This is a genomic window from Pseudomonas sp. R1-7 (assembly GCF_051132105.1).
Lineage (GTDB): Bacteria > Pseudomonadota > Gammaproteobacteria > Pseudomonadales > Pseudomonadaceae > Aquipseudomonas.
Genome location: NZ_CP071661.1, coordinates 4,468,854 through 4,486,724, shown reverse-complemented (window position 1 = coordinate 4,486,724; position 17,871 = coordinate 4,468,854). Strand labels below are relative to the sequence as shown.

At 61.3% G+C, this 17,871-nt stretch carries 19 protein-coding genes; 12 read left to right on the top strand and 7 right to left on the bottom strand.

Annotated features, from left to right (window positions below; all coding sequences use genetic code 11):
* Positions 1–120 precede the first annotated feature (120 nt).
* Complete coding sequence (locus tag J3P79_RS20015) at positions 121–753, top strand: TetR family transcriptional regulator (protein WP_434605314.1); 633 nt, start codon at positions 121–123, stop codon at positions 751–753.
* A 197-nt stretch (positions 754–950) separates the two neighbouring features.
* Here the strand turns inward: J3P79_RS20015 and J3P79_RS20010 are convergent, their stop codons facing one another.
* The 4 genes from J3P79_RS20010 to J3P79_RS19995 form a co-directional block, all read right to left on the bottom strand.
* Positions 951–1,577, bottom strand: coding sequence for a hypothetical protein (locus tag J3P79_RS20010; protein WP_434605313.1), 627 nt, complete (start codon positions 1,575–1,577; stop codon positions 951–953).
* A 179-nt stretch (positions 1,578–1,756) separates the two neighbouring features.
* Positions 1,757–2,806, bottom strand: a complete 1,050-nt coding sequence (locus J3P79_RS20005; RefSeq protein WP_434605312.1) for an alkene reductase — start codon at positions 2,804–2,806, stop codon at positions 1,757–1,759.
* A gap of 32 nt (positions 2,807–2,838) precedes the next feature.
* Positions 2,839–4,005 (bottom strand): MFS transporter, encoded by a 1,167-nt coding sequence (locus tag J3P79_RS20000; RefSeq protein ID WP_434605311.1) that lies wholly within the window; start codon positions 4,003–4,005, stop codon positions 2,839–2,841.
* 16 nt (positions 4,006–4,021) lie between these two features.
* Positions 4,022–4,324: an ArsR/SmtB family transcription factor gene (locus J3P79_RS19995; RefSeq protein ID WP_434605310.1), complete on the bottom strand. Its 303-nt coding sequence runs from the start codon at positions 4,322–4,324 to the stop codon at positions 4,022–4,024.
* Positions 4,325–4,476: 152 nt separating this feature from the next.
* Here J3P79_RS19995 and J3P79_RS19990 point away from each other — a divergent pair, with 152 nt between their 5' ends.
* Positions 4,477–5,055: an ACP phosphodiesterase gene (locus J3P79_RS19990; RefSeq protein WP_434605309.1), complete on the top strand. Its 579-nt coding sequence runs from the start codon at positions 4,477–4,479 to the stop codon at positions 5,053–5,055.
* A gap of 17 nt (positions 5,056–5,072) precedes the next feature.
* On the opposite strand, the gene J3P79_RS19985 is transcribed toward J3P79_RS19990, so the two are convergent.
* Positions 5,073–5,867, bottom strand: coding sequence for a lysophospholipid acyltransferase family protein (locus tag J3P79_RS19985; protein ID WP_434605308.1), 795 nt, complete (start codon positions 5,865–5,867; stop codon positions 5,073–5,075).
* On the bottom strand, positions 5,867–6,622 hold the full coding sequence (gene olsB, locus J3P79_RS19980) for an L-ornithine N(alpha)-acyltransferase (protein WP_434605307.1): 756 nt from the start codon (positions 6,620–6,622) through the stop codon (positions 5,867–5,869). Before olsB ends, J3P79_RS19985 begins: the two co-directional genes overlap by 1 nt.
* Positions 6,623–6,776: 154 nt before the next feature.
* Between olsB and J3P79_RS19975 the strand changes: the two genes are divergently transcribed.
* The 5 genes from J3P79_RS19975 to J3P79_RS19955 all read left to right on the top strand — a co-directional run bounded on the left by J3P79_RS19975 (position 6,777) and on the right by J3P79_RS19955 (position 11,042).
* Positions 6,777–7,649 (top strand): acyl-CoA dehydrogenase, encoded by an 873-nt coding sequence (locus tag J3P79_RS19975; RefSeq protein ID WP_434605306.1) that lies wholly within the window; start codon positions 6,777–6,779, stop codon positions 7,647–7,649.
* 96 nt (positions 7,650–7,745) lie between these two features.
* On the top strand, positions 7,746–8,840 hold the full coding sequence (locus J3P79_RS19970) for a serine hydrolase domain-containing protein (RefSeq protein ID WP_434605305.1): 1,095 nt from the start codon (positions 7,746–7,748) through the stop codon (positions 8,838–8,840).
* Positions 8,837–9,145 carry an amidase gene (locus J3P79_RS19965; protein ID WP_434605304.1) on the top strand — a complete coding sequence of 103 codons (309 nt, stop codon included), beginning with the start codon at positions 8,837–8,839 and terminating at the stop codon, positions 9,143–9,145. The genes J3P79_RS19970 and J3P79_RS19965 overlap by 4 nt, the downstream gene beginning before the upstream one ends.
* A 147-nt stretch (positions 9,146–9,292) precedes the next feature.
* Entirely contained in the window at positions 9,293–9,883 is a 591-nt protein-coding gene (locus J3P79_RS19960; RefSeq protein ID WP_325918280.1) for a YceI family protein, read from the top strand.
* Between the two features lies 1 nt (position 9,884).
* Entirely contained in the window at positions 9,885–11,042 is a 1,158-nt protein-coding gene (locus J3P79_RS19955) for a phospholipase D-like domain-containing protein (RefSeq protein ID WP_434605303.1), read from the top strand.
* Positions 11,043–11,171: 129 nt separating this feature from the next.
* Here the strand turns inward: J3P79_RS19955 and bglX are convergent, their stop codons facing one another.
* Entirely contained in the window at positions 11,172–13,463 is a 2,292-nt protein-coding gene (gene bglX / locus J3P79_RS19950; protein WP_434605302.1) for a beta-glucosidase BglX, read from the bottom strand.
* A 260-nt stretch (positions 13,464–13,723) separates the two neighbouring features.
* Here bglX and J3P79_RS19945 point away from each other — a divergent pair, with 260 nt between their 5' ends.
* The 5 genes from J3P79_RS19945 (at position 13,724) to J3P79_RS19925 (ending at position 17,851) form a co-directional block, all read left to right on the top strand.
* On the top strand, positions 13,724–14,332 hold the full coding sequence (locus tag J3P79_RS19945) for a LemA family protein (protein WP_434605300.1): 609 nt from the start codon (positions 13,724–13,726) through the stop codon (positions 14,330–14,332).
* 41 nt (positions 14,333–14,373) lie between these two features.
* Positions 14,374–15,123: a TPM domain-containing protein gene (locus J3P79_RS19940; RefSeq protein WP_434605299.1), complete on the top strand. Its 750-nt coding sequence runs from the start codon at positions 14,374–14,376 to the stop codon at positions 15,121–15,123.
* 28 nt (positions 15,124–15,151) lie between these two features.
* Positions 15,152–15,769: a TPM domain-containing protein gene (locus J3P79_RS19935; protein WP_434605298.1), complete on the top strand. Its 618-nt coding sequence runs from the start codon at positions 15,152–15,154 to the stop codon at positions 15,767–15,769.
* Positions 15,770–15,922: 153 nt separating this feature from the next.
* Positions 15,923–17,140: a class I SAM-dependent methyltransferase gene (locus J3P79_RS19930; protein WP_434605297.1), complete on the top strand. Its 1,218-nt coding sequence runs from the start codon at positions 15,923–15,925 to the stop codon at positions 17,138–17,140.
* Positions 17,141–17,269: 129 nt separating this feature from the next.
* Positions 17,270–17,851: a DJ-1/PfpI family protein gene (locus J3P79_RS19925; protein ID WP_434605296.1), complete on the top strand. Its 582-nt coding sequence runs from the start codon at positions 17,270–17,272 to the stop codon at positions 17,849–17,851.
* Positions 17,852–17,871: the final 20 nt, after the last annotated feature.

Below are 17,871 nucleotides of genomic sequence, written 5' to 3'. Positions count from 1 at the left end.
ACAAAAGCCTGACAAAGGCCGGTGCGGATCGGGGATGCATTTTGACAGACGCTGTCTTACAGATTGTCTTGCCGACTCTTACGCATTGCTTACGCATCCTGATTTGAGGTGTTTACTGCCATGGTTCGTCGTACCAAAGAGGAAGCCCAGGAGACTCGCAGCCAGATCCTCGAAGCGGCCGAAAAGGCTTTTTTCGAGCGTGGCGTGGCGCGTACGACCCTGGCCGACATCGCGACGTTGGCCGGTGTAACGCGTGGGGCCATCTATTGGCATTTCAGCAACAAGGCGGACCTGCTCCAGGCGATGCTCGATACCCTCCACGAACCGCTCGATGAGCTGGCTCGTGCCAGTGAAAGTGAGGAGGAGCTTGACCCGCTGGGCTGCATTCGCAAGCTGTTGGTCCGGTTGTTCCAGCAAGTGGCCCTGGACCCGAAAACCCGCCGCATTAATGAGATCCTGTTCCATAAGTGCGAATTCACCGATGAAATGTGCGACTTGCGCCAGCAGCGACGCGAAGTCAGCCTCGACTGCAATGTGCGCATTGCCCTGTCGTTGCGCAATGCGATGAAACGCGGCCAGTTGCCGGATGATCTGGACCCCGAACGGGCGGCAGTTGCCATGCATGCCTACATCGATGGCATTTTGTACCAGTGGCTGCTGGCCCCCGACAGCTTCGCCCTGGCGGATGACGCCGCGCGGTGGGTGGAGATCGGGCTGGACATGCTGCACCTGAGCCCCAGCCTGCGCAAATGAAACAAAATGCGTAATTACGTCGGTATGTGTCAATACCGAGCGCAAGGGTGCTGTTATAAACCGACGCTGCCGTGGTTAACAGGCAATCGACGGCGAATTTTGTAGGAAATTTGTTTCCTTCAGGAAACGAAGTCGACTTGTCAGCCCCGAACGGGCTGGTCGGCGCCCCGCCAAGCCTGCTGGCGGGGCTGTTTTCTTCAGGTCAGAGTGAGCTCCACTGTAAAACGGTAAGGCTCTTCATTCGGCGCATGAGTGATGCGCGTCGAACAGTTGACCGGGGTCGTGCCAGTGGCCATCGCCCTCGCTGTTCGCACGGGCGTCAGTGTCGGCGAAAAGAAGCCAAAGGACGTATTGACGCGTAAGCCAAAGTCGAAGCGGAAACCCAGTGCGTTGTCGCCGAAGTTAATGAAGCTTTTATAAATATCTTTGCTGTGGCTGCCCAATTCCCTAACGTACGTGTAGTCGACTTTAAAGGTCATGCAGTCCCAGGGGCGAAGATCAATGAAGTTTCGATCGTCGAGACTTAAGTCGAGGTTGTCTGAGCGCGCTGCAAAGGCGTGATGGGTGTAATTGTTGATTCTTATAATAAGGCGGGTTCTGTTTCGGCGAAGGCTTTCTCTCTCCCAGACCTCTACCTTGTTGTCCACTTCGTCTTTCATTTGCGCCTGCATGGCCAGGGCCCTGAGCAACTCCATGTGATCGTCCGTGCCGAGAGAGGCTGCATATTCGCGCAGGACCTCAAGAGGCGCGTAATTGAAATTCTTCAGCAATTCCTCAAAAGGACTTGTGTCTGCCTGAGGGGCGCTTTCCGTAGCGGGATTCATGTCGAGTTCCGTCTCAATATAAAATGATTAATGTTGGGCACACTCGGTCGGTTGATGTGTGTGCCGCATCAATATGGAAGATTCAAAGGATTCTGGAAAGCTCGAATGCTTGACTGGATATTTAACTAAATAAAAAAGCCCTGACCAAAGTGTCAGGGCTTTGTTGTTTTAACGGGTTATTAAAGTACTGGGTAATCGATATAACCCACCGGGCCTTTTCCATAGAACGTTTCCGGATGCGGCTCGTTCAATGGCGCGTCGGCTTTCAAGCGTGCCGGCAAATCCGGGTTGGCAATGAACGGCACGCCGAATGCCACGGCGTCAGCCTTGCCTTCGGCAAGCCAGGCATTGGCGCTCTCTTTGGTAAAGCGTTCGTTGGCAATGTACGGGCCGCCGAAGGCTTGCTTGAGTTGTGGGCCGATGCTGTCGTCGCCTTCTTTCTCGCGGGAGCAGATAAAGGCGATGCCACGTTTACCCAGCTCGCTAGCCACGTAGCTGAAGGTTTCCAGGCGGTTTTCGTCGCCCATGTCATGGGAGTCGGCGCGGGGTGCCAGATGCACACCAACCCGGCCGGCGCCCCAGACTTCGATGGCCGCGTCGGTCACTTCCAGCAGCAGGCGGGCGCGGTTCTCCAGGGAGCCGCCATATTGATCGGTACGCTGGTTGGTGCTGCTTTGCAGGAACTGGTCAAGCAGGTAGCCGTTGGCGCCGTGGATTTCCACGCCGTCGAAACCGGCCGCCTTTGCGTTTTCGGCACCGACGCGGTAGGCGTCGACGATATCGGCGATCTCAGCGGTTTCCAGCGCGCGCGGCGTCGGGTAGTCGGCCAATGGGCGAACCAGGCTCACGTGGCCCTTGGGCTGGATAGCGCTCGGTGCCACCGGCAGCTCACCGTTCAGGTAGGACGGGTGGGAGATCCGGCCCACGTGCCAGAGTTGCAGGAAGATCTTGCCGCCGGCGCCGTGGATCGCTTTGGTCACGTTGGCCCAGCCGCGTACCTGGTCGTTGGACCAGATGCCTGGAGTGTCCGGGTAACCCACGCCCATCGGCGTGACGGAGGTGGCTTCGCTGAGGATCAGGCCGGCGGAGGCGCGTTGCACGTAGTACTCGGCCATCAACGCGTTGGGCACGCGTCCGGCGTCGGCGCGGCAACGGGTGAGCGGGGCCATGATGATGCGGTTCTTCAGCTCGATGTCGCCGAGTTTGATGGGGTCGAAAATTGTTGCCATGAAATACAACCTCGCAAGTGAAGGATTAAAAGTCAGAGAGTGGCAGGTGCCAGGTCGGCATGGCCGCCCTGGCGGAAAGTGATCAGGGTCACCAGCAGTGCCAGAACGGCCAGCGCGCCGGCGGCGAGGGGCACGGTGGTCAGGCCCAGGCCATGGTCGATGACAGTGCCGCCGACCCAGGCGCCCAAGGCATTGCCAATGTTGAAGGCACCGATGTTCAGGGTGGACACCAGGTTGGGCGCGTCTTTGCCGAAGGTCACCACGTTGACTTGCAAGGCCGGCACGGCGGCGAAGCAGGCTGTGGCCCAGAGGAACAAGGTAATTTCCGTCGGGATCAGCGCGACGCTGGTCCAGCTCAGTACGGTGGACACCACGGCCATGGTCAGGAAGACGCCCATCAGCGTGTTCGCCAGGCTCTTGTCAGCCAGCTTGCCGCCGATGATGTTGCCCAGGGTCAAGCCGAGGCCGATCAGCACCAGGGTCCAGGTCACGCCGCGGGGCGATACTCCGGTGACTTCGCCCAGCAGCGGGGCGACGTAGGTGAACAAGGTGAATACGGAGGCGGAGAACAGCGCGGTCATGCTCAGCGACAACCACAAGCCAGCGCCCTTGAGCGCCACCAACTCGGAACGCATGTCGAGTTTTTCCTCGTCGCGCTTGGCCGGCAGGAAGCGGATCAGGCCGATCAAGGCAATCACGCCGATGATCGTCACGGCCCAGAAGGTGGAACGCCAGCCAGCTTGCTGGCCCAATGCGGTGCCCAGCGGTACGCCAAGCACGTTGGCCAGGGTCAGGCCGGTGAACATCAGGGCCACGGCCGAGGCGCGCTTGTTGGGCGCCACCAGGCCGGCGGCCACCACCGAACCGATGCCGAAGAACGCACCGTGGCAGAGGGCGGTGACGACTCGGGCAAACATCAGCACGTTGTAGTCACTGGCAACGGCGCAGAGCAGGTTGCCGACGATGAAGATCCCCATCAACGCTACCAACGCAGCCTTGCGCGGCAGTCGCGCGGTCGCCAGGGCCATGAACGGCGCACCGATCGCCACGCCCAGGGCGTAGCCGGTCACCAACCAGCCAGCGCCAGGAATCGATACGCCGAGGTCCGCCGCCACGTCGGGCAGCAGGCCCATGATGACGAACTCTGTCGTGCCGATGGCAAAGGCGCTCAGCGCCAGGATCAAGAGTGAAAGGGGCATTTCGAGTCCTTGTCAGTCAGAGCTCTTGGCTCATTTGCTGGAGGAACTGCTGGATCACTTCCTCGTTGCGTTTGAAGAAGTGCCATTGACCGACCTTCTGGCTGGTGATCAACCCGGCCCGTTGCAACACCGCCAGGTGCGCGGAAACCGTGGACTGCGACAGGCCGCAGCGTTGGTCGATCTGGCCGGCGCAGATACCGAATTCGTGGTTGTGCAACTGTTCGGGAAACTGGACCTTGGGGTCCTTCAGCCAGTTGAGGATGTCTCGCCGTACTGGGTGTGCCAGGGCTTTTATTATTTCGTCGAGGTCGAGGGGCATGGGGGCAGCTCTCATGAATAACGCTATATCGCGATGAGGCGAACCTTAAATCGTTGCTTCACGATATACCAATATGTATTTGATCTGACGACCGCACAAATCGCTATATCGGGTTATAACGATATGGACGCGGCAGTGCTAAGCTGCCTGTCATGAACTATCTCGCGCACCTGCACCTCGGCGGCCCTGGCCGGGAACAACTGCTCGGCAGTCTTTATGGCGATTTCGTCAAAGGGCCGCTGCAAGGGCAATTCAATCCGCAGATCGAAGCGGCGATTGCGCTGCATCGACGCATCGACATGTACACCGATCGCCATCCGCTGGTGGACATCGCCTTGTCGCGCTTTACCACGGTCAGGCGGCGTTATGCCGGAATCGTCCTGGACGTGTTTTTCGACCATTGCCTGGCGCGGGACTGGACGTTGTACGGCGAAGGACCGCTGATGGATTTCACCTCCCGCGTCTACCAGGCACTGGCCGCCGAACCGCAGTTGCCCGGGCGCCTGGCGCAGATCGCACCTTACATGGCGGCTGATGACTGGCTGGGGTCTTATCGAGAGTTCGAAGTGATCGGGCAAGTATTGCGCGGCATCTCGCGGCGCCTGTCCCGGCCAGAGGAACTGGCCGGGGCGGAGGAGGAGCTGGTCAGGCTCTATGAACCGTTGAGTGAAGACTTTCGGTTGTTTTATCCTCAGCTCCAGGATTTTGCTCAGAACCAAGCCACACCATAAACCCATGCGGATACGGATCAAGCCGCAATCGCCGCCGGACGCACCGGCACTGGCTGCTTCTCGGGCATCTCGCCGAACAGCGCTCTGTGCACGGCCTGCTGTGCCTGGAAAGCCAGGGCCGCACGCTCCTGTCCGTTGCAGGCGATGGGTTTTAGCAAATGGATTTCCACATCGCCAAGATCATTGGCGAACAGTCGCATCAGGTGCGACAGCAGATCGTCATCGCCAATGAACGGCGCCAGGGAATCGGGCTCGCCGTTGCGCAGATAACGGATTGCCACCGGCTGCAATGCGACATCGGCATCGATGGCCGCCGACAACAGGCGACCGTGGAAGGTGCGCAGCGTGCGGCCGTCGGTGGTGGTGCCTTCGGGGAACATGAGCAGCGGATGGGCCTGCTCCAGATGACGACTCATTTGCTTGCGGATCAACTGGCTGTCGCCCGAGCCACGACGGATGAACAGGCTGCCGGCCTTGGCCGCCAACCATCCGGCCACCGGCCAGGTGCGCACTTCGGCCTTGGACAGGAACGACAGCGGCGTGAGCATGCCCAGCAGCGGGATATCAGTCCAGGACACGTGATTGCTGACCCACAGCATCGGCTGTTTCGGCAGTTGTCCGTGGACGGTGACGCGAAAGGGCAGGGCGTTGGTCAGCCGCGCCATGAAAAACCGCGACCAGCGCTGGCGGCGCACCATCGAATGAGCGAGTCCCAGGCGCTCAAGCAACCCGAACACACTGGCCATGGCCAGGCCCAGGGTAACGACCAGCAGCACTCGCGCGATTCGCGCGTACACCCGCAACCGGCTCATCAGACCGCCGCCTTGAAGTGACGGGCGTAGCGCGGGCAGAGTTCGTCGCGCTTGAGCAGGATGAACACGTCGGCCACCTGGAAATCTTCGTCCCAGCACGGCTCGCCGCAGATCTTCGCGCCCAGGCGCATGTAGGCCTTGAGCAGCGGGGGCATTTCGGCGATGACGTTGGACGGTACGTCCAGGGTCGGCAATGGCTTTTTCGGCACGGCTTGCAGGTGTTCGGTGCACAGGTAGCGCTCGCGCAGGCGCTGCATGATGGCCTGGGCCTGGATGCCACCGTCCTGCATCGGAATGCTCGCGCAACCCATCAAGTAGCTGTAGCCGCCTTCGTTGAGAACTTCGGCCAGCTCGCCCCAGAGCACCGCGATGGTGCCGCCGTTGCGGTAGGCCGGGTCGACGCAGGTACGGCCGATTTCCAGGATCGGGCCCTGGAGATGGACCAGGCCATGGAGGCTGAATTCTTCTTCGCTGTAGAACCGGCCCAGGCTGCTGGCGGCCTGGTGATCGAGCAGGCGAGTGGTTGCCACGAGGCGGCCGGTGTTCAAGTCACGTACGCCGATGTGGGCGCAGTGAACATCATAGTCATCCATGTCCAGACCCATCTCCGCGCCCTTGAGCTTGGCGTTGAACTCGCCGCTGAAGACGTTGAAGCGCAGGGCCTGTGCTTCTTGCAAGGCCTGGGCGCCGATCAGGCGTTCGGCTTGCAGGCGGCGTTCATTGCCGGTGTCGCTGATGCGGGCGATCTGAGTCATAGCGAATCTCCGTGCGGGATGTGCTCCCGTCTTGGGTTGAGCCAATCGACTTTCTTTATGCAGCCATGTTGTGCAAAGTCAGGCTATGTAGCCCCGGTGTCATCGCCATGAAGCTTTGGTGATGCTTATATGACAGCCCACGAAGGAGGCCCCGATGCCTTGGCAAACCCTGATCGAACGCAGCGAGCGGCTGCCTGCCTGTGCGGATCTGGCGGAAGGTCATGCTGCGTTGATGCAGCGCCTGGGGTCGGTCACGCCATTCGAGTTGGCCGTGGTCGGGGCGCGGTCGATGGCCACGCCGGGGCTGGCGTTTCTGGTGGGCTATCAAGCGGCGTTGCGAGCGCTTTGGCCAAGTGCGCCGCAAAGCCTCGGTGCGTTGTGTGCCACCGAGCAGCGCAGTTTGCGCCCGGCGGACATGCAGACCCGACTCGCCGATTTGCGGCTGAGCGGGCGCAAGGACTTCGTCACCGCGGGCGATGCTGCCGAGTGGTTGCTGGTCGCGGCCCGATGCGAGGCGCCCGATGAGCCGCCGCGGCTGAGCCTGGCGGTGGTGTATGCAGGCGAGCCGGGGGTGACACTGGAAAAGCTCCCGGCCCTGCCGTTCATGCCGGATATCAGCCATGGCCGGGTATTGCTGGATGGCGCGTTGTGCGAGTTGCTGGCGGGTGACGGCTGGGATGCCTACGTCAAACCGTTCCGTACCTTGGAGGACCTTCATGTGCTCAGTGCCATGACCGCCTGGTTGTATGGCGTCGGGCAAGAGTGCGACTGGCCCCAGGCGCTGCAACTTCGCTTGCTGGCATTGCTCGCCGGGTGCGCGGAGACGAGCCGCCATAATCCTTCGAACACTGCCACCCATGTGCTGCTGGGTGGCCTGTTCGCCCAGTTCCAAGGGCTCGATGCTGAACTGAACGACGCCCTGGCCAATGGACCTGCACCATGGCGCGAGATGTGGACGCGTGACAAAGCGGTGATGGACATCGCCGCAGGGGCACGGGCCAAGCGGTTGGCCAAGGCGTTGGGATAGCCCGTCGGGCGTCGGACCCACCGGGCAACATCCAAAAACTCAAACTGTCATCAAGTCTGGCTAGGCTCTGCAGGTTAATCCCTGCGAGCCCCGCGCATGTCCAAAGGCTGGTTATTGCTCCCGCTGTTGCTGGTGACCCTGACGGCCCGCGCCGAAGACTGGCCAGGAGAACAATGGCCGACCGACCAGGCTCCGAGCGGGCCGTCCATCGAAGCGTTGGAGCAATACGCTTTTGCGCCCAGGGATGATGTCACCCGCCAAGGCATTCGCACCGACGCGTTGCTGGTTATCCAGGACGGTCGATTGGTCTACGAGCGCTACGCCGGACCGACTGACGCGCAGACCCTGCACCTGACCTGGTCCATCAGCAAAAGCCTGCTGGCGACGGTGTTCGGCGTGGCCTACGGTGAAAAACGCTTTGCCCTGGATGATCCGGCAGCCCGGTACTATCCGCCGTTGAAGCGACACCCGGACATGACCCTGGCTGATCTGTTTCATTGGGCGTCTGGCCTGGACTGGCAAGAAGGCTACGAATACGCGCCGCTCAATTCCTCGGTCGTGGCGATGCTCTACACCCGCGGACGCCACGACATGGCGGCATTCACCGCCGGGCACGACAGCTTCAGCCCGCCTGGGCAGGTGTTCCGTTATTCCAGCGGCGACAGCACTCTGTTGGCGGCGACCTTGAAAAACATCGTCGGTGCGGCGCGTTATCCCGATTACCCCTGGACGGCCCTGTTCGAACCCCTGGGGATCCGCAATGCCACTTGGGAAACCGACGCCAGCGGCACGTTCGTGGGATCATCCTACGCTTACCTGAGGGCGCGGGACCTGGCACGTGTCGGCCTGTTGATGCAACGCGATGGCCGTTGGGGCGATCGGCAATTGGTTCCCAAGGATTGGGTGACGTTCAACCGCGAGCCTTTCCCCCGGTTCCAGGCCGGCCAGGACGAAGCCGTGCCTGGCGGGCACTGGTGGCTCAATCGCGGCGCCGATCCGACGATCCGCCCGTGGCCCGACGCGCCGCCGGATACGTTCGCCGCCCTGGGCCATTGGGGCCAGGCGCTGTATGTCATCCCCAGCGCCAGGCTGGTGATCGTGCGCTACGGCGATGACCGCGACGGCAGCTACCGCCACAACGAGCTGCTCAAGCGTGCCATGGCGGCCTTCGCCGGGACGGTGCAGCCATGACGCGCAAAATGTTGCTGGCCTTGATGTCGTTGTCGCTCATCGGCCTGTTCGGTTGGGTCTGGCTGGAACGGGTGGCGTTGCGCGCGTTTCCCGACATCATCAGCGCCTATACCGCGAAGGAATATTGTTCGTGTCGCTATGTCATGCTGCAACCGGTCGACTATTGCCGCGGCTATGTGAAGCAGTCGGTGCCGATCAGCGATTTGCTCGAGACCGTCGAAGCAAAACGCATCACCGTCAACGGCTTGGGGCGCAGCCACAGTGCGCGGTGGATGGGAGAGCGGCAGGGGTGTCGGTTGGAGTAATCCGAAAACGGCGCGAACCTTGTGGCGAGGGGATAAGTCCCCTCGCCACAAGAACCTGTGTGTCCTGATCGTTGTTGCAACAGACAGTTTGCAAGCGCCCTCGGCCCGGTTAAGGTTCGCCACAGGTTTATCTACCCCCGAGTCTGTATGTTCAAGCGGTCTTTCTCCCACGTCGTCACCACCTTGCTCCTGGCTTGCGCCGCGCTGCCGGCCCAGGCCGACTGGTATCTGGACGGTGAATCCTCGCGGCTATCCTTCATCAGCAGCAAAAACGGCAATGTCTCCGAGGTCCAGCGTTTCCTGGTGCTTCACGGCCAAGTCCAGCCCAAGGGCCTGGCACGGCTGGAGGTCGAGCTCGAATCCATCAACAGCGGCATTCCCCTGCGGGACGAGCGCATGCGCGCCGAGCTGTTCGAGATCAAGCGGTTTGCCGAAGCCACCATCACTGCGCAGCTCGACTTGATACCCATCCAGGACCTGGCCAACGGCGCGCAACTGGAGTTGCGCCTGCCGGTGACAGTGGACCTGCACGGCAAGCAGCACGAATACAACGTGCAACTGCTGGCGACGCGCCTGGATGAGCGCCGTTTCCAAGTGGTCACCCTGGAGCCGGTGGTGCTCAACGCGGCGGATTTCGATCTGGCGCCGGGCCTGGAAAAGCTGCGCAACCTGGCCGGATTGTCGACCATCAGCTTGTCGGTACCGGTGAATGCGGTGCTGATTTTCACGGCGCGCTGACATGAGCGGCCCGGTCTTTCCCTGGCGCGAAGGCAATCGCTTCGAACTGTTGATCGACGGCCCGCAGTTTTTCCCGCGCATGCTGGTGGAGATCGCCCGCGCCCAGGAACAGGTCGAGCTGGAGTTGTACCTGGTGGAAGCGGGTGCCTGCGCCGAGGCGATGGTCCAGGCCCTTGTCCAGGCCGCTGAGCGCGGTGTTCGCGTGCGCTGCCTGTTCGATGACTATGGCAGCCTGGCGTTTACCCTGGGCCTGCGCAATCGCCTGGTACAGGCAGGCGTGGAGCTGCGCTTTTATAACCGCCTGAGTTGGCGCCGCTGGGTACGCAATCTCTACCGTGATCACCGCAAGCTGCTGCTGGTCGACCAACGCCTGGCGGTGGTGGGCGGCACCGGAGTCACCGACGAGTTCTGGAACCCTTTGGACGACCGCAGCGACTGGCATGAAGTGATGGTGGAAATCGTCGGCCCGCTGGTACTCGATTGGCAGTTGCTGTTCGATCGCCAGTGGCTTGCCAATCGCCACCGGCGCGCCTGGAAGCCGGCGTCCAATTTCGGCTTGCCGCGCCTGCCCCGCGTTCCGCCGGTGGGCGAGGGCATGGGCCGGGTGGCGTATGCCGACGCCCGCCAGCATCGCGACATCCTGCAATCGCTGTCACGGGCGTTGAACAGCGGCCAGAAACGCATCTGGATGGCCACGCCCTATTTCCTGCCGACCTGGAACGTGCGCCGCTCGCTGCGCAAGGCCGCGGCGCGGGGCATCGATGTGCGGCTGCTGCTGACGGGCCCGCGCACCGATCATCCGTCGGTGCGATACGCAGGCCATCGCTACTACCCGCGCCTGCTCAAGGCCGGGGTGAAGATCTATGAATACCAGCCCTGCTTCCTGCATCTGAAAATGGTGCTGGTGGACGATTGGGTCAGTATCGGCTCGTGCAATTTCGATCACTGGAACCTGCGCTTTAACCTCGAAGCCAACCTCGAAGCCCTCGATTCCAGGCTCAGCAGCGCCGTGGCCGCCAGTTTCGAGCGCGATTTTGAACAGAGCCTGCAAGTGAGCCTCGACGCCTGGCAGCGTCGGCCGCTGTGGAAGCGGTTCAAGCAGCGGTTGTGGGGCTTGGTGGATCGGGTGGTGGTGAACTTGCTGGATCGGCGGGGTTAGCTCGAACACCCATTTACAACTGTGGGAGCGAGCTTGCTCGCGATGGCGGAGTGTCAGTCGATATCAATGTGACTGATCTGACGCATCGCGAGCAAGCTCGCTCCCACATGGGTTTGTGTTGCCTGGGAGTCAGAGCAACTCAAAACTCTGCTGCTTCACTTCCTGGGAATCCAGGCCGATCTGCACGTTGAACTTGCCCGGTTCCGCAGCGTACTTGAGCTGGGCGTTGAAGAACTTCAAGTCGTCTTCGGTAATGTCGAAGTGGATGACCTTCTTCTCGCCAGCCTTGAGCATCACCTTGCGGAAGTTTTTCAACTCCTTCACCGGACGGATGATTGAGCCGGTGACGTCTTGGATGTACAGCTGCACCACGGTTTCGCCGTCGCGCTCGCCGGTGTTTTCCAGCGTGATGCTGGCGTCGAGTTTGCCGGTCTTGTTCAGCGTGGTGGACGACAGGGCCATGTCCGACAGGCTGAACGTCGTGTAGCTCAGGCCATAGCCGAACGGGTACAACGGGCCTGTGATGTCGTCGAAGTACTGCGAGGTGTAGTTGCCTGGTTTGCCCGGCGTGAACGGCCGACCGATGCTCAGGTGGTTGTAGTAGGTAGGAATCTGGCCAACCGAGCGTGGGAAGGTGATCGGCAGCTTGCCCGACGGGTTGTAGTCGCCGAACAGCACGTCCGCGATGGCGTTGCCGCCTTCGGTGCCGCTGAACCAGGTTTCCAGGATCGCATCGGCCTGCTGTTTTTCTTCCAGCAGCGACAGTGGACGGCCGTTCATCAATACCAGCACCAACGGCTTGCCAGTGGCCTTCAGGGCTTTGATCAGCTCGCGCTGGCTGGCGGGAATGTTCAGCTCTGTGCGGCTGGACGATTCATGGGACATGCCACGGGACTCGCCCACGGCGGCCACGACCACGTCCGCTTCCTTGGCGGCTTTCACCGCTTCATCGATCAATACCTGGGCAGGACGCGGGTCGTCCACGACTTCAGGGGCGTCGAAGTTAAGGAAGTTCAAGTAGTCGAGGACCTTCTTGTCGCCGGTGATATTGGCCCCGCGGGCGTAGATCAGCTTCGACTCGTCGCCCAGTGCGCGGGCCATGCCGTCGTACACGGTGACCGACAGCGCCGGACGCCCGGCGGCGGCCCAACTGCCCATCATGTCGATCGGCGCCTTGGCCAGCGGGCCGACCAGGGCGATCTTCGCGGTTTTCTTCAGCGGCAGAGTCTGGTTGCGGTTCTCCAGCAGGACCAGGCTGCGGCGCGCTACGTCGCGGGCATCGGCGCGGTGCATGCGGCTGTCGGCGTAGACGTCGGCCGGGTCATCCTCGGCCTTGCCGATTCGCAGGTACGGATCCTTGAACAGGCCCATGTCGTACTTGGCGGCCAGCACTTCACGCACCGCATTGTCGATGTCGCTCTGCTCGATTTCGCCAGCCTTGAGCAGCCCCGGCAGTTCCTTGCCATAGAGCGAGTCGTTCATGCTCATGTCGATGCCGGCCTTGATCGCCAGTTTGGCTGCTTCGCGGCCATCCCGGGCGACGCCGTGCTTGATCAGTTCGAAAATCGCGCCATGGTCGCTGACGGCCAGGCCCTTGAAGTCCCATTCCTTGCGCAACAGGTCGTGCATCAGCCAAGTGTTGGCGGTGGCCGGCACGCCGTTGATGGAGTTGAGCGCGACCATCACCCCGCCCGCGCCGGCATCGATGGCGGCGCGATAGGGCGGCAGGTAGTCCTGGTACATTTTCACCGGACTCATGTCCACGGTGTTGTAGTCCCGGCCGCCTTCCACGGCGCCGTACAGGGCGAAATGCTTGACGCTGGCCATGATGCTGTCGGCCGCGTTGGCACCGGTGCCCTGGAACGCCTTGACCATCACCCCGGCAATGCGCGACACCAGGTAAGTGTCTTCGCCGAAGCCTTCGGAAGTCCGGCCCCAGCGTGGGTCACGGGAAATGTCGACCATGGGCGCGAAGGTGATGTCCAGGCTGTCGGCCGCCGCTTCCTTGGCTGCGACGCGGCCTGAGCGGTAGATGGCGTCCATGTCCCAGCTCGAAGCCAGGGCCAGGGGAATGGGGAAAATCGTGCGGTGGCCATGGATCACGTCATAGGCGAAGAACATCGGGATCTTCAGCCGGCTGCGCATGGCCGCGTCCTGCATCGGACGGTTCTCATCGCGCGTGATGGAGTTGAACGTGCCACCGATGTTGCCCGCGGCGATCTCCTTGCGGATCATCTCCCGGGGCATCTCCGGGCCGATGCTGATCAGGCGCAGTTGGCCGATTTTCTCTTGGAGGGTCATCTGCTTCATCAGGTTGCTGATGAAAGCGTCCTTGTTCTCTATGGGGGCTGGCAGGTTGTCGGCTAATACGGATTGACTGGCCAGAGTGACAAACAGGCCCAGCAAACACAGCTTCTTCATGAATAGTTTTCTCGCAAGCCTAAAGGGCGGTGATCAGGACACGCCGGTCAGCCTAAATGTGAGGAGCGGCTATTGTTGTTCAGGTGTGATCAATTCAATGCGGCATACTTTCGAGCCTGTGCCGATGAACTTAGTTTCGCACGGCGCATCTTTTAGCCCATAGACCCGATTCGATCCAGTGCGGCGGCGATTATGCCCCAGACACCGGCAAGATAGGTGGCGGTGTTTTTTTTATGCAATGCAAGGGAGAGCTCGACCTGATGAATCCACGACTGAACCACCCTCGCGGCCTGCAAATGCTGGCGCTGATGCTGTTCACCACGCTTCTGGCCGGTTGCGGTATCAACAACATCCCGACCCTGGACGAGCAGGCCAAGGCGGCCTGGGGCCAAGTGCAGAATCAATATCAGCGCCGCGCCGACCTGATTCCCAACCTGGTGGAAACCGTCAAGGGTTATGCCCAGCATGAGCAGGAAACCCTGACGGCGGTGATCGAAGCCCGGGCCAAGGCCACCTCGATCCAGGTTGATGCCAGCACGCTGGATAATCCGGAGAAACTCAAGCAATTCCAGCAAGCCCAGGATCAGTTGAGTGGCGCATTGAGCCGCTTGATGGTGGTGTCCGAGCGCTACCCGGACCTGAAGGCCAACCAGAACTTCCTGGCGCTGCAATCGCAACTCGAAGGCACCGAGAACCGCATCGCCGTGGCGCGTCGCGACTTTATCCTCGCGGTGCAAAAGTACAACACCGAGATCCGCACCTTCCCGGGACGCCTTTGGCACAGCGTGATGTACAGCGATTTGCCGATTCGCGAGACCTTCGAGGCCACCAGCCCGAATGCCGAGAAAGCCCCTGAAGTGAAGTTCTGAAAAAACTGTGGGAGCGGGCTCACTCCCACACAGGAGTTGCGATGCGAGTGTTGAAGTTTGGCCTGGTGCTGTTGCTCTGGGTATTTGCAGCCACCTCCCAGGCCCAATTGAGCTTCCCGGCGCTGACCGGCCGGGTGGTGGACACCGCCCAGATGCTCGATCCGTCGGTGCGCTCGCAACTCGATGCGCAACTCAAGGCCCATGAACAGGCAACCGGGGAACAAGTGGTCATCGTCACGCTGGCCGATCTTCAAGGCGCCAGCATCGAAGACTTCGGCTACCAATTGGGCCGCCACTGGGGCATCGGGCAAAAAGACAAGAACAACGGCGCGCTGCTGATCGTGGCGCGCGATGACCGTAGACTGCGCATCGAAGTTGGCTACGGCCTGGAAGACCGCCTGACTGACGCCCAGAGTTCAGTGATCATCAATCAGGTGATCACTCCGGCGTTCAAGACGGGCAATTTCAACAAGGGCATCAGTGACGGCGTGGCGGCAATGCTCGTGGTGTTGGGCGGCAGCCCCCTCGATGAACCGGCCGCGGCGTACAGCGGGGACGGTCAGGACGAGGGCGACTTCGTCGAGCGCCACCCAGGGTTGTTCATCTTCCTGGCGATGCTTTTCATCCTGACGATATTCGTCTGCCAGATGCTCGGTATCCTGCCCAGCGGCGGCGGTTCCGGCGGTAGCAGTTACAGAGGCGGCGGTGGTGGCTTCGGAGGCGGCGGAGGCGGCGGCTTCAGTGGCGGGGGAGGCAGTTTCGGTGGCGGTGGTTCGTCGGGCGGCTGGTGACAACAATAATGAGCGGATTTTTTAACACATGGCATTACTGACTGAACACGAACAGCGCAAAGTGGCCGAGGCCATCGCTCGGGTCGAGCGCGACACCGACGCCGAGCTGGTCACGGTGCTTGCCGCCCGCGCCGACGACTACGCCTACATCCCATTGTTGTGGGCCAGCTTGCTGGCGCTGGTGGTGCCCGGCATCCTGCATTACCTGACGGGCTGGTTGACTATGCACAGTCTGCTGTGGGTGCAGTGGGCCAGTTTCATCGTGTTGTGCCTGGTGTTTCGCATTCCTGCCATCACGACCCACTTGATTCCTCGTTCCGTACGCCACTGGCGGGCATCCAACCTGGCGCGCCGGCAATTCCTCGAACAGAACCTGCATCACACCGTCGGCAGCACCGGCATGCTCATCTTCGTCTGCGAGGCCGAGCGCTATGTGGAGATCCTGGTGGACGAAGGCATTTCCAAGCGACTCGACAACAGCCATTGGGATGCCATTGTCACTGCGTTTACCCAGCAGGTTCGCCAGGGGCAGACGTTGCAGGGTTTCGTGACGTGCATCGAGGCTTGCGGCGAACTGCTCAAGGAACACGTGCCGGTGACCCATGCGCGTAATGAACTGCCGAATCGGTTGGTGGTGTTGGGCTGAGTGATTTGCTGCCGGACACCATGGCGAAAGCGCGCTGCCACCTGGATTGCGCTGCGCATCTCGCACCGTTGAGGAAATTCCCCGTGCCCCGGCATCCGATCCCCCCTAAAATACCCGCCATTCCCGATCCGCCCGCACCGAGGCCGCTTTTCCATGTCCACCACCGCAACTCCCGCCCGTCCCGCGCCGGATCACCACGCTCAGTTCATCGAACTGCTGCAAGCCAGCCTCGAGCAAAACGCGTTCATCAAGCTGGTGCTGGCCAAGTACGCCGGTGACGAACCTGATCTGCAGCGGTTGATCATCAAGCAACTGACGGTCAAGGATCAGCCGTGCTTGTCCTTCGTCTACCGCTACAAGACGCGAGACATCACCAAGAATTTTTCTCTGGCAGAAGGCGCGGAGACCGTCGCCGCGCTGTTGCCGGCTTCGTTCAAGAACGCGCATTTGCTGTCTGTCACCGACGAGGCGCAGCTGGAATACAGCAAGAAGGGCAAGAGCTCGCTGTTCAAGAGCAAGCCCCAGCAGCTACGGGAGGTGCCGTCCGCCGGGCATAACCGCGAGAAGAACCGCTTCCTCGACCTGAGCCGACCCTTTCTGGCCGACCTGGGCGTGACCAACCACAAGCATGAGCTGATTCCGGCAATGTCGCGCAAGTGGAAGCAGATCAACAAGTTCATCGAGGTCTTCAGCCACGCCCTCACGTCTTCGCCATTGGCCTTGGACAAACCGGTGCGAGTCTCGGATTTCGGCTCGGGCAAGGGCTACCTGACCTTCGCCATCCATGATTACTTGCGCAACACCTTGCAGGCCGAAGGCGTGGTCACCGGCGTCGAACTGCGCGAGGATATGGTCAAGCTGTGCAACGAGGCCGCCGCCCGGCTCGAGCACCCGGGCCTGAGCTTCCAGCATGGCGACGTGCGCAGCGTGGCACCGAGCGCGGTGGATGTGATGATCGCCTTGCACGCCTGTGACATCGCCACCGACTACGCCATCCACATGGGCATCCGCTCGGGCGCCTCGATCATCATGTGCTCGCCGTGCTGCCACAAGCAGATCCGCCTGCAAATCCAGAGCCCGGCGCTGCTCAAGCCGATGTTGCAATACGGCCTGCATCTGGGCCAACAGGCGGAAATGGTCACCGATAGCCTGCGGGCGCTGTTCCTCGAAGCGTGTGGCTACGAGACCAAGGTGTTCGAATTCATTTCCCTGGACCACACCAACAAAAACAAGATGATTCTGGCCGTCAAGCGCGCCGAACCGGTGCAACCGGCCGAACTGCTCGCCAAGATCGAAGAACTCAAGGCCTTCTACCACATCACCGAGCACTGCCTCGAAACGCTGCTGCGGGCGGATGGCTACCTCGCTTGATCGTTTGCCCCGCTCCCACAGGTTCATCTGCCATTGTTGATGTGCAGTCTGTCAGTTAATGGCGGGCTGTCGTTACGGCGGTCTACCTTTAATGCGTCCACCCTCACGCATTCCAAAGGAGCCCATTCCATGGCCGCCAAGAAAATCCTCATGCTGGTCGGCGATTACGTCGAAGATTACGAAGTCATGGTGCCGTTCCAGGCGTTGCAGATGATCGGCCACACCGTCCACGCCGTCTGCCCGGACAAGACGTCTGGGCAGACTGTCCGCACGGCGATTCACGACTTCGAGGGCGACCAGACCTACAGCGAAAAACCAGGACATCTGTTCGCCCTCAACCATGACTTCGCCGGCGTCGAGGCGAGCGACTACGATGCGTTGCTGGTGCCCGGTGGCCGAGCACCGGAATACTTGCGACTGAACGAAAAAGTCCTGCAGCTGGTGCGCGATTTTGACCTGGCGGGCAAGCCTATCGCGGCGGTGTGCCACGGTGCGCAGTTGCTGGCGGCGGCGGGCATCCTGGAAGGGCGCGAGTGCAGTGCCTATCCGGCCTGTGCCCCGGAAGTGCGCTTGGCTGGCGGGACGTTCATCGACATCCCGGTGACCGAAGGCCACGTCCAGGGCAACCTGGCCACGGCCCCGGCCTGGCCAGCGCACCCGAACTGGCTGGCGGGGTTCCTGACGTTGCTAGGTACGGCGATTACCTTATAGGCGCCATCATAGGCGCCATC